This window comes from Serratia sp. PF-27 (assembly GCF_030053255.1).
Classification (GTDB): Bacteria; Pseudomonadota; Gammaproteobacteria; order Enterobacterales; family Enterobacteriaceae; genus Serratia; species Serratia bockelmannii.
Genome location: NZ_JASGBT010000021.1, coordinates 329,992 through 355,744, shown reverse-complemented (window position 1 = coordinate 355,744; position 25,753 = coordinate 329,992). Strand labels below are relative to the sequence as shown.

Annotated in this window: 23 protein-coding genes, 3 tRNA genes and 2 other RNA genes; 2 read left to right on the top strand and 26 right to left on the bottom strand. The window is 57.7% G+C overall.

What is annotated here, in order from left to right; translation table 11 throughout:
* Positions 1-74 precede the first annotated feature (74 nt).
* The 16 genes from QMZ29_RS16795 to cydA all read right to left on the bottom strand — a co-directional run bounded on the left by QMZ29_RS16795 (position 75) and on the right by cydA (position 9,767).
* Positions 75-199: non-coding RNA, RtT sRNA (locus tag QMZ29_RS16795), on the bottom strand.
* Positions 200-273: 74 nt separating this feature from the next.
* Positions 274-349: transfer RNA gene (locus tag QMZ29_RS16790), tRNA-Lys, on the bottom strand.
* A gap of 6 nt (positions 350-355) precedes the next feature.
* Positions 356-431 (bottom strand) — tRNA-Val (locus QMZ29_RS16785).
* A gap of 45 nt (positions 432-476) precedes the next feature.
* Positions 477-599, bottom strand: a non-coding RNA gene (locus tag QMZ29_RS16780) — RtT sRNA.
* Positions 600-612: 13 nt separating this feature from the next.
* Positions 613-688 (bottom strand) — tRNA-Lys (locus tag QMZ29_RS16775).
* Between the two features lie 178 nt (positions 689-866).
* Entirely contained in the window at positions 867-1,661 is a 795-nt protein-coding gene (gene cpoB / locus QMZ29_RS16770) for a cell division protein CpoB (RefSeq protein ID WP_004939852.1), read from the bottom strand.
* A gap of 9 nt (positions 1,662-1,670) precedes the next feature.
* The gene (pal, locus tag QMZ29_RS16765) at positions 1,671-2,180 is read right to left on the bottom strand and encodes a peptidoglycan-associated lipoprotein Pal (protein ID WP_025160033.1); all 510 of its coding nucleotides are present in this window, start codon (positions 2,178-2,180) and stop codon (positions 1,671-1,673) included.
* Positions 2,181-2,224: 44 nt separating this feature from the next.
* Positions 2,225-3,517 carry a Tol-Pal system beta propeller repeat protein TolB gene (tolB, locus tag QMZ29_RS16760; protein WP_282981223.1) on the bottom strand — a complete coding sequence of 431 codons (1,293 nt, stop codon included), beginning with the start codon at positions 3,515-3,517 and terminating at the stop codon, positions 2,225-2,227.
* A gap of 136 nt (positions 3,518-3,653) precedes the next feature.
* Positions 3,654-4,880, bottom strand: a complete 1,227-nt coding sequence (tolA, locus tag QMZ29_RS16755) for a cell envelope integrity protein TolA (RefSeq protein ID WP_025301886.1) — start codon at positions 4,878-4,880, stop codon at positions 3,654-3,656.
* An 81-nt stretch (positions 4,881-4,961) separates the two neighbouring features.
* Positions 4,962-5,390, bottom strand: a complete 429-nt coding sequence (tolR, locus tag QMZ29_RS16750) for a colicin uptake protein TolR (RefSeq protein ID WP_004939859.1) — start codon at positions 5,388-5,390, stop codon at positions 4,962-4,964.
* A 12-nt stretch (positions 5,391-5,402) separates the two neighbouring features.
* On the bottom strand, positions 5,403-6,086 hold the full coding sequence (gene tolQ / locus QMZ29_RS16745; protein WP_004939862.1) for a Tol-Pal system protein TolQ: 684 nt from the start codon (positions 6,084-6,086) through the stop codon (positions 5,403-5,405).
* Positions 6,083-6,487 (bottom strand): tol-pal system-associated acyl-CoA thioesterase, encoded by a 405-nt coding sequence (ybgC, locus tag QMZ29_RS16740; RefSeq protein WP_004939863.1) that lies wholly within the window; start codon positions 6,485-6,487, stop codon positions 6,083-6,085. The genes tolQ and ybgC overlap by 4 nt, the downstream gene beginning before the upstream one ends.
* A gap of 130 nt (positions 6,488-6,617) precedes the next feature.
* Positions 6,618-6,914 (bottom strand): cyd operon protein YbgE, encoded by a 297-nt coding sequence (ybgE, locus tag QMZ29_RS16735; RefSeq protein ID WP_019454032.1) that lies wholly within the window; start codon positions 6,912-6,914, stop codon positions 6,618-6,620.
* Positions 6,914-7,027 carry a cytochrome bd-I oxidase subunit CydX gene (gene cydX / locus QMZ29_RS16730; RefSeq protein ID WP_004939868.1) on the bottom strand — a complete coding sequence of 38 codons (114 nt, stop codon included), beginning with the start codon at positions 7,025-7,027 and terminating at the stop codon, positions 6,914-6,916. The genes ybgE and cydX overlap by 1 nt, the downstream gene beginning before the upstream one ends.
* 17 nt (positions 7,028-7,044) lie before the next feature.
* Complete coding sequence (gene cydB, locus QMZ29_RS16725) at positions 7,045-8,184, bottom strand: cytochrome d ubiquinol oxidase subunit II (protein WP_019454033.1); 1,140 nt, start codon at positions 8,182-8,184, stop codon at positions 7,045-7,047.
* A gap of 14 nt (positions 8,185-8,198) precedes the next feature.
* A complete protein-coding gene (cydA, locus tag QMZ29_RS16720) occupies positions 8,199-9,767 on the bottom strand; it encodes a cytochrome ubiquinol oxidase subunit I (RefSeq protein ID WP_019454034.1) in 1,569 nt (522 codons plus the stop codon).
* Between the two features lie 683 nt (positions 9,768-10,450).
* Here cydA and QMZ29_RS16715 point away from each other — a divergent pair.
* Positions 10,451-12,349 carry a bifunctional metallophosphatase/5'-nucleotidase gene (locus tag QMZ29_RS16715; RefSeq protein ID WP_261425438.1) on the top strand — a complete coding sequence of 633 codons (1,899 nt, stop codon included), beginning with the start codon at positions 10,451-10,453 and terminating at the stop codon, positions 12,347-12,349.
* 72 nt (positions 12,350-12,421) lie between these two features.
* On the opposite strand, the gene sucD is transcribed toward QMZ29_RS16715, so the two are convergent.
* The 8 genes from sucD to sdhC all read right to left on the bottom strand — a co-directional run bounded on the left by sucD (position 12,422) and on the right by sdhC (position 22,177).
* The gene (gene sucD, locus QMZ29_RS16710; protein ID WP_004939878.1) at positions 12,422-13,294 is read right to left on the bottom strand and encodes a succinate--CoA ligase subunit alpha; all 873 of its coding nucleotides are present in this window, start codon (positions 13,292-13,294) and stop codon (positions 12,422-12,424) included.
* Positions 13,294-14,460 carry an ADP-forming succinate--CoA ligase subunit beta gene (gene sucC / locus QMZ29_RS16705; RefSeq protein ID WP_025301883.1) on the bottom strand — a complete coding sequence of 389 codons (1,167 nt, stop codon included), beginning with the start codon at positions 14,458-14,460 and terminating at the stop codon, positions 13,294-13,296. Before sucC ends, sucD begins: the two co-directional genes overlap by 1 nt.
* Before the next feature lie 122 nt (positions 14,461-14,582).
* Entirely contained in the window at positions 14,583-15,800 is a 1,218-nt protein-coding gene (gene odhB / locus QMZ29_RS16700; RefSeq protein WP_025301882.1) for a 2-oxoglutarate dehydrogenase complex dihydrolipoyllysine-residue succinyltransferase, read from the bottom strand.
* A gap of 63 nt (positions 15,801-15,863) precedes the next feature.
* On the bottom strand, positions 15,864-18,671 hold the full coding sequence (gene sucA / locus QMZ29_RS16695) for a 2-oxoglutarate dehydrogenase E1 component (protein ID WP_025301881.1): 2,808 nt from the start codon (positions 18,669-18,671) through the stop codon (positions 15,864-15,866).
* A gap of 275 nt (positions 18,672-18,946) precedes the next feature.
* Positions 18,947-19,663, bottom strand: a complete 717-nt coding sequence (locus QMZ29_RS16690; RefSeq protein ID WP_025301880.1) for a succinate dehydrogenase iron-sulfur subunit — start codon at positions 19,661-19,663, stop codon at positions 18,947-18,949.
* A 16-nt stretch (positions 19,664-19,679) separates the two neighbouring features.
* Positions 19,680-21,446, bottom strand: a complete 1,767-nt coding sequence (gene sdhA, locus QMZ29_RS16685) for a succinate dehydrogenase flavoprotein subunit (protein WP_015376974.1) — start codon at positions 21,444-21,446, stop codon at positions 19,680-19,682.
* Positions 21,447-21,794: a succinate dehydrogenase membrane anchor subunit gene (sdhD, locus tag QMZ29_RS16680; RefSeq protein ID WP_004939891.1), complete on the bottom strand. Its 348-nt coding sequence runs from the start codon at positions 21,792-21,794 to the stop codon at positions 21,447-21,449.
* On the bottom strand, positions 21,788-22,177 hold the full coding sequence (sdhC, locus tag QMZ29_RS16675) for a succinate dehydrogenase cytochrome b556 subunit (protein WP_004939893.1): 390 nt from the start codon (positions 22,175-22,177) through the stop codon (positions 21,788-21,790). The genes sdhD and sdhC overlap by 7 nt, the downstream gene beginning before the upstream one ends.
* 729 nt (positions 22,178-22,906) lie before the next feature.
* On the opposite strand from sdhC, the gene QMZ29_RS16670 reads away from it, so the two are divergent.
* The gene (locus QMZ29_RS16670; RefSeq protein WP_016928730.1) at positions 22,907-24,199 is read left to right on the top strand and encodes a citrate synthase; all 1,293 of its coding nucleotides are present in this window, start codon (positions 22,907-22,909) and stop codon (positions 24,197-24,199) included.
* A gap of 57 nt (positions 24,200-24,256) precedes the next feature.
* Here the strand turns inward: QMZ29_RS16670 and nei are convergent, their stop codons facing one another.
* Together nei and pcp are read right to left on the bottom strand one after the other, a co-directional pair.
* The gene (gene nei, locus QMZ29_RS16665) at positions 24,257-25,048 is read right to left on the bottom strand and encodes an endonuclease VIII (RefSeq protein WP_025301879.1); all 792 of its coding nucleotides are present in this window, start codon (positions 25,046-25,048) and stop codon (positions 24,257-24,259) included.
* A gap of 54 nt (positions 25,049-25,102) precedes the next feature.
* Entirely contained in the window at positions 25,103-25,747 is a 645-nt protein-coding gene (pcp, locus tag QMZ29_RS16660) for a pyroglutamyl-peptidase I (RefSeq protein WP_016928732.1), read from the bottom strand.
* Positions 25,748-25,753: the final 6 nt, after the last annotated feature.

Below are 25,753 nucleotides of genomic sequence, written 5' to 3'. Positions count from 1 at the left end.
AGAAAGAATACGAAGAAAAGGGAAGTGGGTGAGACAGAAACGGAAAAAGCGCCAAAAGGCGCTTTTTTCTGAATGGGTGGGTCGTGCAGGATTGATTCGGCCTGTGGCCTCACCCTACGGGCAACGCTGCGCGTTGTCGTATCGCTGCGCGATGCTCGAACCTGAACGCAGGATCTCACCCGCACGACTCAGTGGGCCATGTCAGTAAGAAGATAAAGGTAGAGTCAGGTGGCGCAGAAACGAAAAAAGCGCCAAAAGGCGCTTTTTCTGAATTGGTGGGTCGTGCAGGATTCGAACCTGCGACCAATTGATTAAAAGTCAACTGCTCTACCAACTGAGCTAACGACCCGCAGCGTGGTGGGTGATGACGGGCTCGAACCGCCGACCCCCTCCGTGTAAAGGAGATGCTCTACCAACTGAGCTAATCACCCACTGCTGTGGTACTGCTATTTTTAACACCTTGCTCTATTAAAGAGTGGTGGGTCGTGCAGGATAACTCGGCCTTTGGCCTCGCCCTTCGGGCCATCACCTGAGTGATGTTGTCTCGCTTTGCGAGACTCGAACCTTTACGGTTCTCATCCTGACGATTTAACACCTTGCTCTATTAAAGAGTGGTGGGTCGTGCAGGATTCGAACCTGCGACCAATTGATTAAAAGTCAACTGCTCTACCAACTGAGCTAACGACCCAATTTCCCTGCCGCTTTAACATCTTGCAAGATGTCTTGGCAACGGCGGCATATATTACTAATTTATCTTGGCAGCGCAACCTAAATTTTTTACTGATACGTTCAACTGCTTGTTCTTCGCGCGAATGAGCCCAGAAATCGGTCAAATCGACTAACTTCTGGGCTCATTTTTCTGACTGTTAACCGCCTACGCGACTTTTCGCCTGTTTGGCCGCCGCACTGGTTGGGTATTGTTTAATCACCTGCTGGAACACGGCTTTGGCTTTATCGGCCTGCCCTTTCTCCTGCATGATGATACCCACCTTGTACATGGCGTCCGGCGCCTTCGGTGATTTAGCGTAATTCTTCACCACCACCGCAAAATAGTAGGCCGCATCATCTTTTTTACCCTTGTTGTAGAACAACTGACCCAGCCAATAGTTGGCGTTGGGCTGATAGGTAGACTTCGGGTACTGTTTTACGAAGGACTGAAAGGCAGAAATCGCCTGGTCATACTGTTTTTTTTCCAGCGCCAGAGAAACAGCGGCGTTGTAGTCGCTGTTCTCATCACCGCCGCTCGGCGTTGCAGACGCGGCTGCAGGCGCGCTGCTGCCCGCATCGGAAGATGCGCCTGCGGCTGCCCCACCGGCAGCGCCCGCGGCCGCAGAGGCGCTCTGAGCGCCACCCTGGCTGAGGCTATCCATCTGCTGATAGATTTGCTTCTGGCGTTCAACCACCTGATTCAACTGGTACTGACTTTCCTGGATTTGCCCACGGAGAGAATCAATGTCGCGTTGGTTATCAGAGAGTTGTTGCTGGAGTTGGTTTAAAAGCTGGCCTTGAGCATTGCTGATGCGCTCAAGCGAGGTGACGCGGTCTTCGACCGAGCCGGAGCCGACATTACTGATTGGCGCTTGGGCAGTAGCGGCCCAGGGGGCCGCTACGCCAACCAGTAACGACAGACTCAACAGGTGACGTCTGAAGTTACTGTTCATGCGATTCTCTTAGTAAACCAGAACGGCACGACGGTTTTTAGCATAAGCCGCTTCGTCGTGGCCCAGTACTGCTGGTTTTTCTTTACCGTAAGAAACAATAGAGATCTGGTCAGCGGAAACGCCTTTACCCTGCAGGTACATTTTAACGGCGTTAGCACGGCGCTCACCCAGAGCGATGTTGTATTCCGGCGTGCCGCGTTCGTCAGCGTGGCCTTCAACGGTCACTTTGTAAGACGGGTTGTTACGCAGGAATGCAGCGTGCGCGTCCAGCATCTGAGCGAATTCGGAGCTAACGTCATACTTGTCCAGGCCGAAGTAAACGATGTTGTTCTTCTGCAGTTCTTGCATCTGCAGACGAGCTTGTTCTTCGGAAGACAGGTTGCTGCTGCCGTTTTCCATACCAGTGCCAGCGCCCATACCAGATTGGTCGTTGTTCGCGCTTTTGTTAGAACTACAAGCTGCTACAGCCAGAACTGGCAGTGCCAGCAGAAGCCCTTTCAGCACTTTGTTCAGTTGCATTTCTTTGATCCTTTTATAGTTTGCCATACATATTTACACATGCATCACAGATACGGCGACCAGGCAGGGAATTTGACCTGTCCATCAGTTGCCGGAAGACGCGCTTTGAAACGCCCATCAGTTGATACCAACTGCAGCACGGAGCCCATACCTTGCGTGGAGCTATAGATCACCATGGTGCCGTTTGGCGCAATACTAGGCGTTTCATCCAGGAAGGTGCCGGTCAAAACCTGAACGGCGCCCGATCCAAGATCTTGTTTGGCGATGTGTTGTGCACCACTGTTGGTGCTCACCATCACCAGGAATTTACCGTCGGAGCTGACTTCAGAATCCTGGTTCTGAGAGCCTTCCCACGTCAGACGCTGTGCGGCACCGCCGCTGGCGCTGATTTTATAAATCTGCGGACGCCCGCCCTGGTCGGAAGTAAACGCCAGCGACTGGCCATCCGGGAACCAGGTCGGTTCGGTGTTGTTGTTGCGACCATCGGTCAGCTGCGTGATCTGGCCGGAGCCGAGGTTCATCACGTACAGGTTCAGGCTCCCGCTCTTGGACAGCGCGAAGGCCAGCTTGCTGCCGTCCGGCGAGAACGCCGGCGCACCGTTGTGGCGCGGGAACGAGGCGATCTGGCGGATTGCGCCGTTAGCCAGGGTTTGCACCACCAGCGCGGAACGGCCGCTCTCGAAGGTCACGTAAGCCAGTTTGCTGCCGTCCGGCGACCAGGCCGGCGACATCAGCGGCTCAGGCGAACGGTGCACCGTGAACTGGTTGTAACCGTCGTAATCCGCTACGCGCAGCTCATACGGGAATTTCCCGCCGTTGGTCTGCACGACGTAGGCGATACGGGTACGGAACGCGCCCTTGATGCCGGTCAGCTTTTCGAACACTTCGTCGCTGGCGGTATGGGCAGAATAACGCAACCACTGTTTGGTCACTTTATACTGGTTCTGCGCCAATACGGTGCCCGGCGAACCCGAGGTGTCCACCAGCTGGTAGGAGATCAGGTAGCTGCCGTCGGCGCCAGGTTGAACCTGACCGACAACCACGGCGTCGATGCCCAATGCAGTCCAGGCCGCCGGCGTCACTTCAGACGCGGAGGTCGGTTGCTGCGGCATGCGCGCCACGTCGATCGGGTTGAATTTGCCGCTGTTACGCAGATCCGCGCCGACAATCTTGCCGATATCTTCCGGCGGCGTGCCTAGGCCCGCCCACTTAAACGGCACCACGCCAATCGGGCGAGCGGAGTCGACCCCTTGGGTGATTTCAATGCGAACTTCCGCGTGCAGCACGGACGCCCACAGAATTAAAAAACCTAGCGCTACTCGAAATGCCTGCTTCATCTCATCTCCCTTATCCAGGCGGGATGCCTGCGATAAATTAGCAGAATTTTAACAAACCAACTTACGTAAAACTACATAATCCCTGTTGGTTACCTTAGTACATCCCTGTGATCTTACTCAGCTCAAACAACCATTATTAAGGTTTGAATTCAAGGGTAGCATTCTTAACATGCTGATAAACGGCATCGCTCGGCGGCTTCGGTATATGCGCCAACTTGGCGGCAGATACCGCGGCCTGGCACAATGCCGGATCGCCTCCCGCCGGTTGTACACTTATCAGCAGGCCGTCCGGCGCCAGCTTGATACGCAGGTCACAGGTTTTTCCGGCGAACGAACTGGCGTCATAGAACTTGCTTTCAATCGCGTTTTTAACCTGCCCAATATAACCATTGATATCCGCCCCGCTGGCGCCTGCCGCCTTGGCATTGCCCTGCCCGGCCGGTTTACCATCACCTTTCGATTTGGCACCGCCGCCCTTCGGCGCGTTCTTGCCGTCCGCCAGGCCGCCAAACAGATCGCTCACTTCATCCGATTGTTTCGCAGCCTCAGCGGCGGCCTTCTTCTTGGCGTCCGCAGCGGCTTTCTTGGCTGCCGCAGCTTTCTCAGCGGCGGCCGCTTTCTTCTCTGCCTCAGCGGCAGCCTTCTTCTCGGCTTCCGCTGCGGCTTTTTTCTCGGCTTCAGCGGCCGCTTTCTTCTCCGCGGCCTCTGCGGCTTTTTGCTCTGCGGCGGCAGCTGCGGCTTTCTTCGCCTCTTCCGCCTGTTTCTTGGCGGCGGCAGCGGCGGCCGCTTCTTTCTTGGCTTCCGCTTCGGCTTTCTTCTGCGCGTCCGCCTGTGCCTTGGCGACCTTTTCCGCTTCGGCCTTCGCCTTGGCGGCGGCGGCTTCGGCGACCTTCTGTTGCTCTTTGGCCTTGGCTGCGGCGGCTTCCGCCGCTTTTTGCTGCTCGGCGGCCTGTTTCTGCTGCTCCGCTGCCTTCTGCTGTTGCTCAGCCTGCGCCTTGGCGTCCTGCGCAGCTTTCTCCTGCGCCGCCAAACGCTCTTTCTCCAGCTCCTTCAGGCGCTGCTGCTGCTCCGCCTGCTTCTGCTGAAGCTCTTCGGCCTGTTGCTCCGCCTTTTTCTGGCGCTGCTTCTCGGCACGCTGCGCATCGTTGCTCTGCTGCTGCTGGCGGTTGTATTGCTCCACCACCGCGCCAGGATCGACCATCACTGCGCCCACCACGGTGCCATCACCGCCACCGCCGGCGCCCATGTCGACCTTTTCCTGCAGCGATCCCCAAATCAGCAGGGCAATCAATATGAAGTGCAGAACGACCGAAACAATAACGGCGCGGTTCAGCTTATCGTTTTGCTCAGTTGCCTTTACCAAAATAGATTCCCAAAAACTGGTGTTGCTTATACGGGGTTCCTGGGCCGCAGCGCAGGAACCGGGTTGCCGTTCGCCTCACGGTCAGATCGGCTGGGTCATCAGCCCCACGGAAGCCACGCCCGCCTGATGGAGAATATTCAATGCCTTAATAATCTCATCGTAAGGGACTTCCTTCGCACCGCCGATCAAAAAGACCGTTTTCGGGTTAGCCGCCAAACGCGACTTGGCTTCGGCCGCGACTTGCTCAGGCGGCAGCAGCTCCATACGGTTATGGTCCACCACCAGGGTGTATTGACCTACGCCGGAAACCTCAAGGATCACCGGCGGATTGTCATCGCTGGACACCGTTTTGGAATCGGTGGCGTCCGGCAGGTCAACCTCCACGCTCTGCGTGATGATTGGCGCGGTTGCCATAAAGATCAGCAGCAGCACCAGCAACACGTCGAGCAGCGGAACGATGTTAATTTCGGACTTCAGCTCGCGCCGACTACGTCCACGTACTCTCGCCATGCTACCTCCTACTTATTTGCTGTCGCTGGAGAAGGCCTGACGATGCAGAATAGCGGTGAACTCTTCCATAAAGTTGTCGTAATTCTGCTCAAGCTTGTTGACGCGCTGGTTGAGGCGGTTGTAGGCCATTACCGCCGGGATAGCGGCGAACAGACCGATCGCGGTGGCGATCAGCGCTTCGGCGATACCCGGCGCTACCATCTGCAGCGTGGCTTGTTTCACCGCGCCCAGCGCGATAAAGGCGTGCATGATCCCCCACACGGTGCCGAACAGGCCGATGTACGGGCTGATCGAACCGACGGTGCCGAGGAACGGAATATGGGTTTCCAGCGTTTCCAGCTCGCGGTTCATCGAAATGCGCATCGCGCGCGACGCCCCTTCGATCACCGACTCCGGCGCATGGTTGTTGGCGCGGTGCAGGCGGGCGAACTCTTTGAAGCCGGAATGGAAGATCTGCTCGGAACCGGTCAGGCTATCGCGACGCGCCTGACTTTCCTGGTACAGACGGGAAAGCTCGATACCGGACCAGAATTTGTCTTCAAAGGCTTCGGCGTCACGCGTCGCCGCATTGAGGATGCGGGTGCGCTGAATGATGATCGCCCAAGAGGCTACCGAGAAGCATATCAAAATCAACATGATAAGCTTAACCAGCAGGCTCGCCTTCAAGAATAAATCTAGGATGTTCATGTCAGTCACTGCTTAAACTCCGCGACAATAGACTTAGGAAGCGCTCTTGGCTTCATTTGGTGTGGATCAATACAGGCAATCAGGACATCTGCCTGGCTCAGTAGGGCCCCGTCAGAATTGACAATGCGTTGAGCAAACGTGAGAGAAGCCCCGCGCAGAGAGGTGATTTCACTCTGGACCTCCAGTTGCTCGTCGAGACGAGCCGGAGCCAGATAATCCACCGTCATGCGCCGGACGACAAAAGCGACTTGTTCACTGAGCAGCTGCTGTTGATGAAAGTTGTGCTGACGCAGCATCTCTGTGCGCGCTCTTTCAAAAAAGGCGACGTAGCGGGCGTGATAGACCACACCACTGGCATCGGTATCCTCGTAGTAAACGCGAACCGGCCATCGAAACAACGTATTACTCACTCTACTTCCCAGCAATGCAATTTAACGCTGCTACTATACGCAAGACGGATCGGGTTGGGAATGGGTTACAAGATGGGAATGAAAATAATTATGGGCCGTGAGGGCCCATAACAAGGGGACATCGGGGAGATTATAAAGAAACGTAAAGTAATCCTGCGCACAAGATCACAATGGCGGGAAGCGGCGCGAAAAAAGCGCGCCAGACGCTGCGCTGCGGACGGAATCCGAAACCGTGGATCACCCCGGCGCACACCGCCCAAATCAGCAACAGCCCTTCCCAAATCTCCAGCGAGCTGGTTTTGGCGGCGAAACGCGTCGGATCCCAGAACACGCACCCCGCCAAAATCAACGCCAGCACCAGGGAAAGGGCCCGGATCGGGCCCTTGTCGGTGACAGCGTACAGCTTGTCAATCACGGACGAGCTCATCACTTACCGTCTTGCTGAGCTTTGGTCGCTTCGCTCTGCTCAAGCGCCAGCGCCGTGATGATGCCGAAGGCGCAGGCAAGAAGCGTTCCGAGAATCCAGGCAAAATACCACATGGTTTAGCTCCTTATCCTTAGTACAGCGAGTGCTTGTTGTTTTCGATGTAGTTCTTGTCGAGGCGACCGAACATTTTGTAGTACGACCAGCTGGTGTACGCCAAAACGATAGGCACGAAGATCGCCGCCACGACGGTCATCACTTTCAGCGTCAACAGGCTCGAGGTCGCGTCCCACATGGTCAGGCTGACGTTAGGCACGGTGCTCGACGGCATCACGAACGGGAACATGGTGACCCCGGCGGTGAGGATGACGCAGGCGATGGTCAACGACGAGGTGACGAACGCCAGCGCGCCCTTCTCCAGACGCGAGAACAGGATGGTGAACAACGGCAGCACCACGCCCAGCGCAGGCAAGGCCCACAGCAGCGGATACTTGTTGAAGTTGATCAGCCAGGCACCGGCCTGATGCGCCACTTCTTTACGCATCGGGTTGGATTCCGCCAGGGTGTCCAGCGCCGACGTCACGACGAAGCCGTCGATGCCTTTCACCAGCCATACGCCCGCCAACAGGAAGCACACCGCCATGATCAGCGTCGCGATCTGTGCCGCAGCGCGTGAACGCAGGTGGATCTCGCCGGTGGTGCGCATTTGCAGGTAGGTCGCGCCCTGGGTGACCAGCATGGTCAGGCTGACCACGCCCGCCAACAGACCGAACGGGTTCAGCAGTTGGAAGAAGTTGCCGGTGTAGAACAGGCGCATGTACTCGTCCATGTGGAACGGCACGCCCTGCAGCAGGTTACCGAACGCCACGCCGAATACCACTGCAGGCACGAAGGAGCCGATGAAGATGCCCCAGTCCCACATGTTGCGCCAGCGGCTGCTCTCCAGCTTGGAACGGTAGTCAAAACCGACCGGGCGGAAGAACAAGGCGGCCAGCACCAGGATCATGGCGACGTAGAAGCCGGAGAAGGCCGCTGCGTAGACCATCGGCCAGGCGGCGAACAGCGCGCCGCCGGCGGTGATCAGCCACACCTGGTTACCGTCCCAGTGCGGAGCGATGGAGTTGATCATCACCCGGCGCTCGGTGTCGGTTTTGCCGATGATGCGCACCAGAATGCCGACGCCCATGTCGAAACCGTCGGTGACGGCGAAGCCGATCAGCAGAACGCCAACCAGGACCCACCAAATAAATCGCAGTACTTCATAGTCAAACATACGTGGACTCCTGTTTAGCGCGCTTCCTGCACGGCGGCAGTCGGTTGTTCAAAGTGATAGCGGCCGGTTTTCAGGCTGCTTGGACCCAGACGCGCAAACTTGAACATCAGGTACAATTCAGCCACCAGGAACAGGGTGTACAAGCCGCAGATCAGCCCCATTGAGAACAGAATGTCGCCCGCGGTCAGCGAAGAGTTGGCGACCGCCGTCGGCAGCACCTCACCAATCGCCCACGGTTGACGGCCGTATTCCGCCACGAACCAACCCGACTCGATCGCGATCCAAGGCAGCGGCAAACCGTACAGCGCCGCGCGGTGCAGCCATTTTTTCTGGCCGATGCGGCCGCGGATCACGTTCCAGAACGACAGGCCGATGATCAACAGCATGATCACGCCACAGGCCACCATGATGCGGAAGGCGAAGTACAGCGGCGCCACGCGCGGAATGGAGTCCTTGGTCGCCAGCTGGATTTGCGCTTCCGTCGCGTCGGTGACGTTCGGGGTATAGCGCTTCAGCAGCATGCCGTAGCCCAGGTCTTGCTTGGTTTTGTTGAATTCAGCACGCACCGCAGGATCGGTATTGCCACCGCGCAGCTCTTCCAGCAGCTGGTAGGCTTTCATCCCGTTGCGGATACGCACTTCATGCTGCGCCATCAGATCTTTCAGGCCGGTGACCTGAGTGTCCGTGGAGCGGGTGGCGATCAGGCCAAGCGCATACGGGATCTGAATAGAGAAGGAGTTTTCCATCTTGTCCTGATCGGGAATGCCGAACAGGGTGAAGGACGCCGGTGCCGGCTGGGTGTCCCATTCCGCTTCGATAGCGGCCAGTTTGGTTTTCTGCACGTCGCCCATTTCGTAGCCGGATTCATCACCCAGAACGATAACGGACAGAATGGCAGCCATACCGAAGCTGGCAGCGATGGCGAAGGAGCGCTTGGCAAAGGCGATGTCGCGGCCTTTCAGCAGGTAGTAGGAGCTGATGCCCAGAACGAACATCGCGCCGCAGGTGTAGCCGGAAGCCACGGTGTGAACGAATTTCACCTGCGCAACCGGGTTAAGCACCAGTTCGGAGAAGCTGACCATCTCCATGCGCATGGTTTCGAAGTTGAAATCCGAAGCGATCGGGTTCTGCATCCAGCCGTTGGCGACCAGGATCCACAGCGCGGACAGGTTGGAGCCGAGGGCCACGAACCAGGTTACCGCCATGTGCTGTACCTTGCTCAGACGATCCCAGCCGAAGAAGAACAGGCCGACCAGCGTCGATTCAAGGAAGAACGCCATCAGACCTTCGATAGCCAGAGGGGCCCCGAAGATATCGCCGACGTAGTGAGAGAAATACGACCAGTTAGTCCCGAACTGGAACTCCATGGTCAAACCGGTGGCCACACCCAGAGCAAAGTTAATCGCAAATAACTTTCCCCAGAATTTGGTCATGTCTTTATAAATTTGTTTGCCAGACAGGACATATACCGTTTCCATAATTGCCAGCAAGAACGCCATACCGAGCGTTAATGGGACAAATAAGAAATGGTACATCGCCGTTAAAGCAAACTGTAAGCGCGACAGTTCGACAATATCAAACATCTTGACTCCTTGCTCCTCGCAGGAAGACTCCGACACGCGGTTATCGGCACGCTTCTTTCAAAGCTGCCAGTAACGCCCCGCAGTGAATGCCCTTAAACACAACAAATTTGATCCAGCTTCTCCGCTTTCAACCGCACACTCGGCCAATAGCCCCTCGGGCCCTCGACAAGCACGCCACTGAAAACCGACAACGGGTAACAAATGCAACAAGATCAACCATCCATAATCACAACATGGATGATACTCGCCCAATCCCACACAATAAATAGGTTTTTACGTGACGTGGGTTAGACTTTTGGTTACAGGTCAAATCTTAGCCGAAAGAGGTACTTCGGGCTAATTTGATCTGAGACAATTTAAGCCTATCCGCATCTTATTTCCATATTCATCAGCACATTTCGCATAATTTTCTTAGGGTCATGTTGCGCAATGGTTTAATTGTTTTTTAATGATATTTTTGTGTTAAATAAATGTAATTTAAAAGAGCCGCCATTGTATTATTACGCGCTTATTATGCGACATAATTAACCTTTTATTTCCAATAAGCCGTGACAGTGATAGCAGTCACAAAACAACAAATCTCTCTCCAATATTAGTCTATTTCTCGCGATGGGATCGTAAAGGTTGCGATTTTGTAGCAAAATGACCACTAATGTTAAAATTACATTGAGTGACAATAACTTATGAAAAAAATCATCTTTGCCTCTGTATTGGGACTCTCGGGAAACGTCATGGCCGCCGAAACGGTAAATATCACCTTGCTGGGTACTTCCGATCTGCACGGCACTTTCGTGCCCTGGGACTACGCCAGCGACACGGAAAATCTGGCGGGCAGCCTGAGCCAGATAGCCACTCAGGTCAAACAGGTGCGGGCCGAGCAGCCCAACCTGATCCTGGTGGACGCCGGCGACACCATTCAGGGCAATTTCGTCGAAACCTTCAAGCATGAGGCCGTCAGCCCGATGATGCTGGGCCTCAACGCGCTCAATTATGATGTCTGGGTGATGGGTAACCACGAGTTCGACTTCGGCCTACCGGTGCTGGCTACGCCGCTCAAGCAGTTCAAAGGCGCGGCGCTGGCGGGCAATATCGTCTGGGACAACGGCAAGCCCTACCTGCCGGCCTACACCATCGTCGAACGCCAGGGCGTGAAAATTGGCATTATCGGTATGGATACGCCGATGACCGCGGAATTCGCCAAGGGCACCGATCGCATCAAAGGGCTGAACTTCACCGATCCGGTGCAAGCAGTGAAACAGGTCATCAGGCAAATCGACAGCCAGGTCGACGCGATCGTGCTGGTGGCGCATATGGGCATCGACAACGAGAACCAGCGCCCCGGCACCGGCGTGGCCGACATCGCCAACGCCAACCCGGAGCTGGCGGCGATCGTCGCCGGCCACATGCATGTGAAGATCGATAAAGCGGTGGTTAATGGCGTCATCATCACCGAGCCGGATAAATACGGCCGCGCACTGTCGCGCATCGACCTGCAGTTTGAACACCGCGACGGCAAATTCACGCTGATCGACAAAAACAGCTACACCTACCCGATCAAAGGGCTGGCGCCGGACAGCGCCATGCAAGCGCTCTACCAGCCGTACCATGACATTTTGCGCGCCAACGCCAACCGGGTCGTGGCGAAGCTGAGCGGCAGCGATCTGGTGCCCGCCGACGAGTTCCGCGGCATTCCTCAGGTACACGTGCAGGATACCGGCATCAGCGCGCTGTTCCAGCAGGCCGCCCGCCACTATGCGCCGCTGGCGCAGGTGATTGCCCTGCAGATCGACAACGATCGCGCCAAATTGGACGTCGGCGACATCAAGGCCAAGGACATCGCCTTTAACTACCAATACGCCGGCGGCGAGATCACCGTTTATCAGCTCAACGGCAAAGCGCTTAAACGCTACATGGAGTGGTCCGCCGACTATTTCAATCAGCTGCAGCCGGGCGACGTCACCTACAGCTTTAACCCGGCGCGGCGATCGTCCAAATATTCCACCAACGATTTCTTCGACGGCGTCACTTACACCATCGATCTGCGCCAGCCCGCCGGTTCGCGCATCGTCGATCTGCGCCTGGCGGACGGCACACCGGTCACCGACGACATGCCGATCCGCCTGGGCATGAACAGTTACCGCATGGGCCACCTGACGCAAAAGGGCGGCGCGTTGGAGGGGCAATCCTTCCCGGTGCTGTTTGACAGCAAAGCGCAATACGGTGAAGAAGAAGGCACCATTCGCCACCTGGCTCTGCGCTACCTGGCGGAAGTGAAACACGGCCAGTACCAAGGCGTGACGCCGCAGCGCTGGAAGCTGGTCGGCCTGGAGGGGTACGAACCGCAGCGGGCGATCGTCAAACGGCTGCTCAATGAAGGCGTTATCCAGGTGCCGACCACCGACGATGGCCGCTACACCAACGTCACCTCGATCAACGTCAAAGACGCGCTGTTCCGCAACGCCGACGATTACCGCACCGCCCTCACCTCGCTGGAAAAACAGCGGCAAACTACCGTGGATCCGGTACAACAGCGCCGCCTGCAGGATCGGATCGCGCTGATCAAAGCACTCAACGATTTCTGATCTTCGCCCATAAAAAAGGCCACCCAATGGGTGGCCAAACATGTCGAGATATTATTATTTCGTACTAAGATCTTAGCGCTTCAGCACCGCTTTTACCGCGTCGCCGATGTCCGCCAGGCTGCGAACGGTTTTCACGCCCGCCGCTTCCAGCGCAGCAAACTTCTCGTCCGCCGTGCCTTTGCCGCCTGCGATGATGGCGCCCGCGTGGCCCATACGCTTGCCTTTCGGCGCGGTTACGCCGGCGATGTAGCCGACAACCGGTTTAGTGACGTGTTCTTTGATGTAAGCTGCCGCTTCTTCTTCAGCGCTGCCGCCGATCTCACCGATCATCACGATCGCTTCGGTCTGCGGATCCTGTTGGAACATCTTCAGGATATCGATGAAGTTGGAGCCCGGGATCGGGTCGCCGCCGATACCCACGCAGGTGGACTGGCCCAGACCGGCATCGGTGGTTTGTTTCACCGCTTCATAGGTCAGGGTACCGGAGCGGGAAACGATGCCCACTTTGCCCGGCAGGTGGATGTGGCCAGGCATGATGCCGATTTTGCACTCGCCCGGGGTGATCACGCCAGGGCAGTTCGGCCCGATCATGCGCACACCGGCTTCGTCCAGCTTCACTTTCACGGTCAGCATATCCAGGGTCGGGATGCCTTCGGTGATGGTGATGATCAGTTTGATGCCGGCATCGATCGCTTCCAGGATGGAGTCTTTGCAGAACGGCGCTGGAACGTAGATGACCGAGGCAGTCGCGCCGGTCGCTTCAACCGCTTCGCGCACGGTGTTGAACACCGGCAGACCCAGATGCTGAGTGCCGCCTTTGCCCGGGGTGACGCCGCCAACCATTTTGGTGCCGTAAGCGATAGCTTGTTCGGAGTGGAAAGTCCCCTGGCTACCGGTGAAGCCCTGGCAAATTACTTTGGTGTTCTTATCGATTAAGATGGACATTATTTACCCTCCACTGCTGCAACAACTTGCTGAGCCGCATCAGTCAGGCTGGTCGCAGCAATGATATTCAGGCCGCTGTCCGCCAGTTTCTTGGCGCCCAGTTCGGCATTGTTCCCTTCCAGGCGCACCACGACCGGGACGTTAACGCCCACTTCGGCCACTGCGCCGATGATGCCGTCGGCGATCAGATCGCAACGTACGATACCACCGAAGATGTTAACCAGAACCGCTTTCACCTTGTCATCGGACAGGATGATTTTGAACGCTTCGGTCACGCGCTCTTTGGTCGCGCCGCCGCCAACGTCCAGGAAGTTGGCCGGTTCGCCGCCGTGCAGTTTAACGATGTCCATGGTGCCCATCGCCAGACCGGCGCCGTTAACCATGCAGCCGATGTTGCCGTCGAGGGCAACGTAGTTCAGCTCCCACTGAGCCGCACGGGATTCGCGCTCGTCTTCCTGCGAAGGGTCACGCATTTCACGCAGTTCCGGCTGGCGGAACAGGGCGTTACCGTCGGCGCCCAGTTTGCCGTCCAGGCACACCAGATCGCCCTGCTTGGTGATCACCAGCGGGTTGATCTCAACCATCGCCAGATCGCGCTCCAGGAACAGCGTCGCCAGGCCCATGAAGATCTTGGCGAACTGGCTGACTTGCTTACCGGTCAGACCCAGTTTGAAGGCCAGCTCACGGCCCTGATAAGGCTGTGGACCCGCCAGCGGATCGATGGTCATTTTGTGGATCAGTTCTGGGGTTTCTTCCGCCACCTTCTCGATTTCCACGCCGCCTTCGGTAGACGCCATGAACACCACGCGACGGGTAGAACGATCCACTACCGCGCCCAGGTACAGCTCTTTATCGATGTCGGTCGCCGCTTCTACCAGGATCTGGTGAACCGGCTGGCCCAGCGCGTCAGTCTGGTAAGTCACCAGACGCTTGCCCAACCAGGCTTCCGCGAAAGCACGGATATCTTCTTTGCTGTTGACGACTTTAACGCCGCCCGCTTTACCGCGGCCGCCAGCATGAACCTGACATTTCACCACCCACGGGCCGGAGCCGATTTTGGATGCGGCTTCTTCTGCTTCACGCGGAGTGGTACAGGCGTAACCGGTTGGTGCCGGCATGCCATACCGAGCAAACAGCTGTTTTGCCTGATATTCGTGTAAATTCATGATGTTCTATCCATTCAGTTCTGAAGGTTTTTAGCCGGACCATTATTACGCGGTAAACCGCATGGTTTTCCGGCCACATAGCACAGAGTGCGGGCGCGGCACGCCGCGCCCGGCAAGGGTTACTAGACGTCCAGCAGCAGACGAGCCGGATCTTCCAGCATCTCTTTGACCGTCACCAGATAACCGACGGATTCTTTACCGTCGATCAGGCGGTGGTCATAAGACAGCGCCAGATACATCATCGGCTGGATCACCACCTGACCATTGACCGCCATTGGGCGATCTTTGATGGCGTGCATGCCCAGGATGGCGCTCTGCGGCGGGTTGATGATCGGAGTGGACATCAGGGAGCCGAATACGCCGCCGTTGGTAATGGTGAAGTTACCGCCGGTCAGCTCTTCAACGGTCAGTTTGCCGTCGCGGCCCTTAACGGCCAGCTCTTTGATTTTCTTCTCGATGTCAGCCATGCTCATGGCGTCTACATCGCGCAGTACCGGCGTCACCAGGCCGCGCGGGGTAGAAACCGCGATGCTGATGTCGAAGTAGTTGTGGTAAACCACGTCGGAACCGTCGATCGACGCGTTCACTTCCGGGAAGCGCTTCAGCGCTTCAACCACGGCCTTGATGTAGAAGGACATGAAGCCCAGACGCACGCCGTGGCGCTTCTCGAAGGCTTCGCCGTACTGCTTGCGCAGGTCCATGATCGGCTGCATGTTGATTTCGTTGAAGGTGGTCAGCATCGCGGTGCTGTTCTTCGCTTCCAGCAGACGCTCGGCAACGCGTTTGCGCAGGCGGGTCATCGGTACGCGTTTTTCGCTGCGGCCGGCCAGAACAGGCTGCGGTGCGGTTTCAGCGGCGGCGGCCGGTTTGGCAGCGGCGCCGCCTTTGGCCAGGTGCGCTTCCACGTCTTCACGCGTGATGCGGCCACCCACGCCGGTGCCTTTGATGGCGCCAGCATCGAGATCGTGTTCGGCGATCAGGCGGCGAATCGCCGGGCTGAGCGCGTCATTGCTTTCTTCTTCCAGGCTCGCGGTAGCGCGCTGTGCAGGCGTGGCTTCTTTCTCTTGGCTCTTCTCAGCGGTCGGCTTGCCGGAGCTGTCGCCCGGACGGATGCGGCCGAGCAGCTGGCGAGACAGCACGGTCGCGCCCTCTTCTTCCACGATAGCATCGAGAATACCCGCTTCACTGGCCGGCACTTCCAACACCACTTTGTCGGTTTCGATTTCAACCAGGACTTCATCACGCTGCACGCTGTCGCCCGGTTTTTTGTGCCAGGTGGCTACGGTCGCATCGGCAACCGATTCAGGAAGGTCAGGAACCAGAATATCTACGCTACTCATTTAGCTTTCCCTTAAGTTTTTTATCATCTGCTTGCCGGCCCTCGGCCGGCAAGCGAGCGAACATTAGTCAATATTCAGCGCGTCGTTCACCAGAGCCTGCTGCTGCTTCTGGTGTACGGACATATAGCCCACCGCCGGAGAGGCGGAGGCCGGACGTCCTGCGTAACGTAAAGAAGCCCCGAACGGCACCACTTCACGGAAGTTGTGTTGGCTGCAGTACCAGGCGCCCTGGTTCAGCGGCTCTTCCTGACACCAGACGAAATCATGCACGTGCGAGTATTGTTCCAGCACGGCCTGCACGGCCTGATGCGGGAACGGATACAGCTGCTCGATACGCACGATGGCCACGTCTTTCTGCTCGTTCTTGCGACGCTGTTCCAGCAGGTCGTAGTAGACCTTGCCGGAGCACAGCACGACGCGCTTGACCGCTTTCGGATCCAAGTCGTCGATCTCGCCGATCGCCGGCAGGAAGGTGCCGTTGGCCAGCTCGTCCAGCGAAGAAATCGCCAGCGGGTGACGCAGCAGCGACTTCGGCGACATCACCACCAGCGGACGGCGCATACCGCGCAGCGCCTGACGACGCAGCATATGGTAAACCTGCGCCGGCGTAGACGGGACGCACACCTGCATGTTCTGCTCTGCGCACAGCTGCAGATAGCGTTCCAGACGCGCGGAAGAGTGCTCAGGGCCCTGGCCTTCATAGCCGTGCGGCAGCAGCATCACCAGGCCGCACATACGGCCCCATTTTTGCTCGCCGGAGCTGATGAACTGGTCGATAACGACCTGTGCGCCGTTGGCGAAGTCACCGAACTGCGCTTCCCAGATGGTCAGCGTGCGCGGTTCCGCCGTGGCGTAGCCGTATTCGAACGCCAGCACCGCCTCTTCAGACAGCACGGAGTCCCAGACCTTGAATTCGCCCTGGCCGCTGTGAATATTCGCCAGCGGAACATAGACGGAACCGTTTTTCTGGTTGTGCACCACCGCGTGACGGTGGAAGAAGGTGCCGCGGCCGGCGTCTTCACCGGAGATGCGGATCGGGATGCCTTCATCCGCCATGGTCGCGTAAGCCAGCGTTTCGGCAGCGCCCCAGTCGAACGGCTTGTTGCCCGCCGCCATCTCGGCGCGGTCAGCGTAGATTTTCGCTACGCGCGACTGCATTTCGATCGCTTCCGGCACGGTGCTGATGCGGCGTGCCAGCTCCTGCAGGCGCTTCATCTCAACCTTGCTCGGGTACTCTTCGTCCCACTCGTGGTTCAGGTACGGTGACCAGGTGAAGGAGTGCAGATTCATCGGACGCCACTCTTCAACCACGCAATCGCCGCGGTCGAGCGCGTCGCGGTACAGGTTGACCATTTCCGTGGCATCTTCCAGACTGGCCACTTTCTGCTCGGTCAGCACGTCAGCGTAGATTTTGCGCGGCGTAGGGTGTTTCTTGATCTTCTGATACATCACCGGCTGGGTAGCGCTCGGCTCGTCGGCCTCGTTGTGCCCATGGCGACGGTAGCAGACCAGATCGATCATCACGTCACGCTTAAAGGTGTTACGGAAATCCAACGCCAGGCGGGTGACGAAGGCCACGGCCTCCGGATCGTCCGCGTTAACGTGGAAGATCGGCGACTGAACCATTTTGGCGATGTCGGTGCAATATTCGGTAGAGCGCGCATCCAGCGGGTTGGAGGTGGTGAAACCAACCTGGTTGTTGATGACGATACGCACGGTGCCGCCCACTTCGTAGCCGCGAGCCTGAGACATGTTCAGGGTTTCCTGAACCACGCCCTGGCCGGTGATGGCGGCGTCGCCGTGGATGGTGATCGGCAGCACCATGTTGCTGCGCGCTTCGTCCAGACGATCGCGACGGGCGCGTACCGAGCCCATGACCACCGGGCTGACGATCTCCAGGTGCGACGGGTTGAACGCCAGCGCCAGGTGAACCATGCCGCCTTCGGTTTCCACGTCGGAAGAGAAGCCCTGGTGATATTTCACGTCACCCGTGCCGAGGTGTTCTTTATGCTTGCCGGCGAATTCGTCGAACAGATCGGCCGGCTTTTTGCCCAGCACGTTGATCAGCACGTTCAGACGGCCGCGGTGGGCCATGCCCAACACCACTTCGCGCGTGCCGTTCTTACCGGCGTGGCGCACCATCTCTTTCAGCATCGGCACCAGCGCGTCGCCGCCTTCCAGCGAGAAGCGTTTGGCACCCGGGAATTTGGCGCCCAGGTAACGTTCCAGGCCTTCCGCCGCGGTCAGCTCGTTCAGGAAACGGCGTTTTTCGTCGGCGGTAAAGCTGGCGCGCCCCACCACCGACTCGATGCGCTGTTGGATCCAGCGTTTCTCTTCGGTGTTGGTGATGTGCATGTACTCAGCGCCGATCGACCCGCAATAGGTCTGCTTCAGCGCGGCGTACAGATCGCCCAGCTTCATGGTTTCTTTGCCGATGGCGAAAGAGCCCACGTTGAAGGTTTCCTGGAAATCGGCTTCGGTCAGGTTGTGGTAAGCGGGATCAAGGTCAGGAACTTGCTCGCGCTGCCACAGGCCGAGCGGATCGAGGTTGGCATGCTGATGCCCGCGGAAGCGGAAGGCGTTGATCAGCTGCAGTACCTTGACCTGTTTGGCGTCGGTTTCCGGATCGGTGATGGTGGTATTGTAGCGCGCGGAGTCTTTCGCCAGGCGGCGGAAGTAATCGCGCGTTTGAGAGTGAAGCTGATCGGGTTTGACACCCGCGGTTGGTAGCTGTTGAAAAATGGAACGCCAGCTATCTTCAACGGAACCCGGATCGGTTAAGAAGTCTTCATAGAGCTGCTCTATGTAAGACTGGTTCGCGCCCGCCAGATAGGAGGAATCCAGCCAGGCCTTCATTGCGCCGTTCTGCATCATGATCCCTTAAGCTTTGAAGCTTTAGTTTTCGCCGTGGTTAACATAATTACCGTGATGAATACGGTTTGCCGTAAAACGGTTCACTCGACGTACTTGCGGCCATGACGGCCCGATACGTTCTGTTATGGACCTTGCGGTCCCTTACAAGGAACCTCTAAAAACCGGCGGAAGAACCAGGCTGCATAGCGCCGCAGCCGCGGGTCAGTTTTTAGAGGTTCCCTCCCCTATGGGATGTGCGCCGGAAAAGAGCCCGGCGCAGCATCTCATTCCGTTTATGCGCCGCGTTGCAGCAGCATGGACTTGATATGCCCGATCGCACGCGTCGGGTTCAAGCCTTTAGGACATACACTGACACAATTCATAATGCTATGGCAGCGGAAAACACTAAAAGCGTCGTCCAGATCATCTAAACGTTCTTGCGTTTCCGTGTCACGGCTGTCGATCAGGAAGCGATACGCCGCCAACAGACCGGCTGGGCCAATGAACTTGTCCGGGTTCCACCAGAACGATGGGCAAGAGGTCGAGCAACAGGCGCACAGGATGCACTCGTACAGACCGTCCAGCTTGGCGCGTTGGTCCGGCGACTGCAGGTGCTCGCGCGCCGGCGGGTTCTTGCCGTCGTTCAGCAGGTATGGCTTGATCTTTTCATACTGGGTATAGAACTGGCCCATATCCACCACCAGATCGCGCACCACCGGCAGGCCCGGCAGCGGACGGATCACGATCTTGCCGTTGCCTTTGCGCAGCGACGAAATCGGGGTGATGCACGCCAGGCCGTTTTTACCGTTCATGTTCAGGCCATCGGAACCGCATACGCCTTCACGGCATGAGCGACGGAACGACAGGGTCGGGTCTTTTTCTTTCAACTGGATCAACGCATCCAGCAGCATCATGTCGCGACCTTCTTCCGCTTCCAGGGTGTAATCCTGCATGTGCGGCGCGTCATCGACATCCGGGTTGTAGCGATAAATGGAAAATTCGAGTTTCATCTGTCGATCTCCGCAATTAGTAAGAACGCACTTTCGGCGGGAATGCCGGGCGCAGCTTCGGTTGCATGTTCACTTCACGACGCGTCATGCTTTCCGATTGCGGCAGATACAGCGAATGGCACAGCCAGTTGGCGTCATCGCGTTCCGGGTAGTCGAAGCGGCTGTGTGCGCCACGGCTCTCGGTACGGAAGTTGGCCGACACGGCGGTGGAATACGCGGTCTCCATCAGGTTATCCAACTCCAGGCACTCGATGCGCTGGGTGTTGAACTCGCTGGAGGTATCGTCCAGGCGTGCGTTCTTCAGACGTTCACGGATCACTTTCAGTTCTTCCAGGCCCTTGGCCATCGCATCGCCTTCACGGAATACCGAGAAGTTGTGCTGCATGCAAGACTGCAGCGCTTTGCGAATTTCGACCGGGTCTTCACCGGAACGGGTGTTGTTCCAACGGTTCAGACGGTCCAACGAGGCTTCCACGTCGGAGTCGCTGGCGTCACGGCTCACGCCCTGCTCTTCCAGCGATTCCTGCAGGTGCATGCCGGCGGAACGGCCGAACACCACCAGGTCGAGCAGCGAGTTGCCGCCCAGGCGGTTGGCGCCGTGCACCGATACGCAGGCGATTTCGCCCACGGCGAACAGCCCCGGGATCACCACGTCTTCGCCCTTCTCGTTCACGGTCAGCGCCTGGCCGGTCACCTTGGTCGGAATCCCGCCCATCATATAGTGACAGGTTGGGATAACCGGGATCGGCTCTTTCACCGGATCGACGTGCGCGAAGGTGCGGGACAGCTCCAGAATGCCCGGCAGACGGGATTCCAGTACCTCTTTGCCCAGGTGATCCAGCTTCAGCTTGGCGTGCGGGCCCCAAGGACCGTCGCAACCGCGGCCTTCGCGGATTTCGATCATGATCGAACGGGCAACCACGTCGCGGCCCGCCAGATCTTTGGCATTCGGCGCATAACGCTCCATGAAGCGCTCGCCGTGTTTGTTCAGCAGGTAACCGCCTTCGCCGCGGCAGCCTTCAGTCACCAGTACGCCCGCGCCAGCGATGCCGGTCGGGTGGAACTGCCACATTTCCATGTCCTGCACCGGCACGCCAGCGCGCAGCGCCATGCCGACACCGTCGCCGGTGTTGATGTGGGCGTTGGTGGTGGACTGATAAATACGGCCTGCGCCGCCGGTCGCCAGCACGGTGGCCTTGGCTTTGAAGTAAACCACTTCACCGGTTTCGATGCAGATAGCCGTGGTGCCGACCACCGCGCCATCCTGGTTTTTCACCAGATCGAGCGCATACCACTCGGAGAAGATGGTGGTGTGGTTTTTCAGGTTCTGTTGGTACAGGGTGTGCAACAGCGCGTGACCGGTACGGTCGGCTGCAGCTGCGGTACGCGCCGCCTGCTCGCCGCCGAAGTTCAGCGACTGACCGCCGAACGGGCGCTGATAAATGCGGCCGTCGTCCAGACGAGAGAACGGCAGGCCCATGTGTTCCAGTTCCAGAATTGCTTCCGGGCCGGTTTTACACATATATTCGATGGCGTCCTGGTCACCGATATAGTCGGACCCTTTCACCGTGTCGTACATATGCCATTCCCAGTTGTCCTCGTGGCTGTTGCCCAGCGCGACGGTAATGCCGCCCTGTGCAGACACGGTATGGGAACGGGTCGGGAAAACTTTGGACAGCAGGGCACAGGTCGAGCCCGCTTGGGAAATTTGCAGCGCGGCACGCATGCCCGCACCGCCGGCGCCGATTACGACGGCATCAAACTCTCTGACTGGCAGTTTCATTTAAGCACCCCACACTACGATTGTTCCGTACAGTAAATAGACCAGCAACGCGACCACGACAGCCAGCTGCAACACCAGGCGAACCGCCAGCGGCTTGACGTAGTCCGTCAGCACCTGCCACAGCCCGATCCAGGCGTGCACCAGAATCGACAGCAAGGTCAGCAGAGTGAACACTTTCGTAATGGAAGTGGCGAAGAAACCGCGCCAAATGTCATAAGTGAGTTCCGGAGCCGTGACGAAAAAGCCCAGGATATACAGGACGTACAGGGTGATGATGATCGCGGAAGCACGCAGCAGCAGCCAATCGTGCACGCCGTTGCGCCCTAATGCAGAAACGTTGTTTACCATACGAGGACTCCAGCCAGAACTGACAGCACGACGGTCAGACCGATCGCCACCTGGGCGGAACGGGTACCGGCGGCCAAACTCTCTTCGATGTAGCCAAAATCCATTAACAAGTGACGGATGCCACCGCAAATGTGATAGGCCAGCGCCGTGAGGATGCCCCAGAATATGAATTTGACGATGAAGCTATTCATGATGGCGGCCGCCTGCAGGAACCCCTCTTGGGAAGAGAGTGACAGGCCCAGCAGCCAGAGGAGGATACCCACGGCAACGAAGGTAATTACGCCAGAGACTCGGTGTAAGATAGACGCTATCGCAGTTACGGGGAACCGGATCGTTTGCAGATCCAAGTTGACAGGTCGTTGTTTTTTCACGTATTTGCCCACACAGCTCTTATTATTTTCCTTCCTCCGGGCCTGGGCGGGGATCAGACAGCGTTAAGAGCCTAAAACCCTTACACGTCACGCGCTCAAACATCAACATCCTCTGTGCTCAAACGGCGCGCATTTATAACGCTGGGTGCTCCTACTTCAGGGTAATCCGGAGACCTGGCGGCAGTATAGGAGGATCACATTCTGATTACAATTCTCATACAACCGCTTTGATAACATTTCCCCCGAACAGTGATTCAGATCACGGATTTCACAATTAGTGCAAAATTAATTATCTGATTTGACAAGAGATCAACATTTCCATTACATATAGGGGCACAAACGGTCCTATGATGCGCTATGGGTCAGCAGATACACTTCCTCCCGGGTTCGAGTTATGCAACAGTGTATTTGGCGAACCTATCCCAATAGACGTTGTTTCCCGCTCGAGTTTGCCGGCGTCAAAAGCAAATAAAGCACATAAAAACAGATTATTGGGATAGGTTCACATCTCTTCGAACAGCTCATAGGTAAGATTAACAGACTATAACGAATTACTCTGAATCGTTAACAACTGGTCACCCGTCTCGTTCGCCTGGTCAGCACTCTGTACCCTACCCGCGCACAGTTGCGCAGTCGCTCACAGAGTTAGCGTCCGCACCATTTTTTGCGGGCAACCTGCAGAGATTTAAGGTATTTCAGTTGTTAGTGGTTTTTTAAAATAAGGCGCTAAGGAGACAGTAAATGACTGATAAGAAAGCGACGCTAACCATTAACGACAGCGAAGCTCCGATCGAACTGGGCGTATTGACACCGACACTGGGCCCTGATGTCCTCGATGTCCGCGCTCTGGGTTCCAAAGGTTATTTCACATTTGATCCCGGCTTTACCTCCACCGCTTCTTGCGAATCCAAGATTACCTTCATCGACGGCGACAAAGGCGTGCTGCTGCACCGCGGCTTCCCTATCGAGCAGCTGGCGAAAGAATCTTCCTACCTGGAAGTGTGCTACATCCTGCTGTACGGCGAGACCCCAACGCCGGAAGAGTTCGAAACCTTCAAGACGACCGTAACCCGTCACACCATGATCCACGACCAGATCACCCATCTGTTCCGTGGCTTCCGTCGCGACTCGCACCCGATGGCGGTGCTGTGCGGCGTGACCGGTGCGCTGGCGGCGTTCTACCACGATGCGCTGGACGTCAACAACGAACGTCACCGCGAAATCACCGCGTTCCGTCTGCTGTCCAAAATGCCGACCGTGGCCGCGATGTGCTACAAATACTCCCTGGGCCAGCCGTTCGTTTACCCGCGCAACGATCTGTCCTATGCCGGCAACTTCCTGCACATGATGTTCGCCACCCCGTGCGAAGAGTACGTGGTGAACCCGGTGCTGGAACGCGCCATGGACCGCATCCTGATCCTACACGCCGACCATGAGCAGAACGCCTCTACCTCGACCGTGCGCACCGCCGGCTCTTCCGGCGCCAACCCGTTCGCCTGCATCGCGGCCGGTATCGCCTCCCTGTGGGGGCCGGCACACGGCGGCGCCAACGAAGCGGCGCTGAAAATGCTGGAAGAGATCAAGACCGTCGAGCACATTCCAGAGTTCATCAAGCGCGCCAAGGACAAGAACGACTCCTTCCGCCTGATGGGCTTCGGCCACCGCGTGTACAAGAACTACGATCCGCGCGCCACCGTGATGCGCGAAACCTGTCACGAAGTGCTGAAAGAGCTGAACAAGAAGGACGACAACCTGCTGCAGGTAGCGATGGAGCTGGAACACATCGCGCTGAACGACCCGTACTTCATCGAGAAGAAACTGTACCCGAACGTCGACTTCTACTCAGGCATCATCCTGAAGGCGATGGGCATTCCTTCTTCCATGTTCACCGTGATCTTCGCCATCGCACGCACCATCGGCTGGATCGCCCACTGGAACGAAATGCACGACGAAGGCATCAAAATTGCCCGTCCGCGTCAGCTGTACACCGGCTATGCCGAGCGTGATTTCAAATCCCAGCTGAAAAACAAGTAAGCCGCTTTCCTGGCTGAAACCGCACAGCGCCGCCCCTTCGGGCGGCGTTTTTTTTGGTTATTTCTGGCAACCCGGGCACCAATAAAACGGCCGCGATGACAGCTCGGTGCGCACAATCATCGCGCCGCAGCGTTCGCAAGGCTCACCGCTGCGATGAAATACCTTGAAGCGAAACAGCGCGCCGTGATGCCGGTTGTCATCCGCCTGCCCGCGCGTCTGGTAGGAAAGGCGCGGCACTGCCAGCAACGCCTCCGCCAGACGGCGCAGCGCCTCTGGCGTCAAATCCTGCGGTTTATGCTGCGGCGCCAGTTCGGCCTGCCACAGGATTTCGGCACGCAGATAATTGCCCAATCCGGCAAGAAATGCCTGGTCGAGCAGCATGCCGCTCAGCTGCCTGCGGCGAAAACGCGGCGTCAGCAACCGCTCCGCCACGGCGTCTACCGTCAGCGACATGTCCAACACGTCAGGGCCGATGCGTTGCAAAAACGGGTGCTGTTCTATTTCCTCGCGCGGCCCGACGGTAATGTCGGAAGCGCTGTAGAGCAATATCGCGCTGCGGGCGGTTTCCAGTCGCACCCGCAGATCGCGTTTGGTCTCCGGCGTCTCTCCTGCCGCCGCCACTTTCCACACGCCATACAGCTGGTTATGGCTGTACATCGTCAGCCCATTGGAGAAATGGGTCAGCAGCGCCTTGCCGCGCGGCTCGATGGCGACGATACGCTCGCCGATCAGACGCTGGCGATAGTGTTTCAACTGAGGAAAAGCGAAATCGACGGCGGTCAACGGCTGATCGATCACCGCCGCCGCCAGTTTGTCCGCCGCCCGGCGAATCTCCGGTCCTTCCGGCATAGACCACTCCTTGCGTAGACCCGGCGCAGCCCGGTGCGCCGGGAGTGTTCTTGATTAATGCGTCGCGCCGCCCACCACTTTCAGATCGTGTTCCACCTGCAAAGCAATGGAAACGGCCAGCTCCAGCGCAAACAGCACCGTCGAAGCCGCCATGCTCGGCGCACCGGGGTGGGCCGCCGCCTGTTCCGGCAGGTACGGAATATGGATAAAGCCGCCCTTCACCTCACGCTGGCCGCTCAAACGGTGCAGCAGCCCATACATGACATGGTTGCACACGTAGGTGCCGGCAGTCTGCGAAACGGCAGCCGGAATGCCAGCTTCGCGCATCGAACTGACCATCGCTTTGATCGGCAAGGTGCTGAAATAGGCCGCCGGACCGCCGGCGACGATCGGCTCGTCCACCGGCTGCTGCCCCTGATTGTCGGGAATGCGCGCATCGTCGACGTTGATCGCCACCCGTTCAATCGTGATATCGGTGCGGCCGCCGGCCTGGCCGATAGCCAGCACCATCACCGGCTGCACCTCATCGATCGCCGCATTGAGCGCCTCCAGCGCCGCGCCGAACACGCACGGCAGCTGGCGCGCCACGATGCGCGTGCCGACCAGCTCCATATCATTGAGCTGCTTCACCACTTCCCAGGAGGGGTTAAGGCGTTCGCCGCCAAACGGCTCAAAGCCGGTAATCAATACTTTTTGCATCCTTAC

Coding starts and splice junctions, on each gene's coding strand:
- cpoB (WP_004939852.1), bottom strand. CDS start 1,661: ATGAACAGTAACTTCAGACGTCACCTGTTGAGTCTGTCGTTACTGGTT.
- pal (WP_025160033.1), bottom strand. CDS start 2,180: ATGCAACTGAACAAAGTGCTGAAAGGGCTTCTGCTGGCACTGCCAGTT.
- tolB (WP_282981223.1), bottom strand. CDS start 3,517: ATGAAGCAGGCATTTCGAGTAGCGCTAGGTTTTTTAATTCTGTGGGCG.
- tolR (WP_004939859.1), bottom strand. CDS start 5,390: ATGGCGAGAGTACGTGGACGTAGTCGGCGCGAGCTGAAGTCCGAAATT.
- ybgE (WP_019454032.1), bottom strand. CDS start 6,914: ATGAGCTCGTCCGTGATTGACAAGCTGTACGCTGTCACCGACAAGGGC.
- cydX (WP_004939868.1), bottom strand. CDS start 7,027: ATGTGGTATTTTGCCTGGATTCTCGGAACGCTTCTTGCCTGCGCCTTC.
- cydB (WP_019454033.1), bottom strand. CDS start 8,184: ATGTTTGACTATGAAGTACTGCGATTTATTTGGTGGGTCCTGGTTGGC.
- cydA (WP_019454034.1), bottom strand. CDS start 9,767: ATGTTTGATATTGTCGAACTGTCGCGCTTACAGTTTGCTTTAACGGCG.
- QMZ29_RS16715 (WP_261425438.1), top strand. CDS start 10,451: ATGAAAAAAATCATCTTTGCCTCTGTATTGGGACTCTCGGGAAACGTC.
- sucD (WP_004939878.1), bottom strand. CDS start 13,294: ATGTCCATCTTAATCGATAAGAACACCAAAGTAATTTGCCAGGGCTTC.
- sucC (WP_025301883.1), bottom strand. CDS start 14,460: ATGAATTTACACGAATATCAGGCAAAACAGCTGTTTGCTCGGTATGGC.
- odhB (WP_025301882.1), bottom strand. CDS start 15,800: ATGAGTAGCGTAGATATTCTGGTTCCTGACCTTCCTGAATCGGTTGCC.
- sucA (WP_025301881.1), bottom strand. CDS start 18,671: ATGCAGAACGGCGCAATGAAGGCCTGGCTGGATTCCTCCTATCTGGCG.
- QMZ29_RS16690 (WP_025301880.1), bottom strand. CDS start 19,663: ATGAAACTCGAATTTTCCATTTATCGCTACAACCCGGATGTCGATGAC.
- sdhA (WP_015376974.1), bottom strand. CDS start 21,446: ATGAAACTGCCAGTCAGAGAGTTTGATGCCGTCGTAATCGGCGCCGGC.
- sdhD (WP_004939891.1), bottom strand. CDS start 21,794: ATGGTAAACAACGTTTCTGCATTAGGGCGCAACGGCGTGCACGATTGG.
- QMZ29_RS16670 (WP_016928730.1), top strand. CDS start 22,907: ATGACTGATAAGAAAGCGACGCTAACCATTAACGACAGCGAAGCTCCG.
- nei (WP_025301879.1), bottom strand. CDS start 25,048: ATGCCGGAAGGACCGGAGATTCGCCGGGCGGCGGACAAACTGGCGGCG.
- pcp (WP_016928732.1), bottom strand. CDS start 25,747: ATGCAAAAAGTATTGATTACCGGCTTTGAGCCGTTTGGCGGCGAACGC.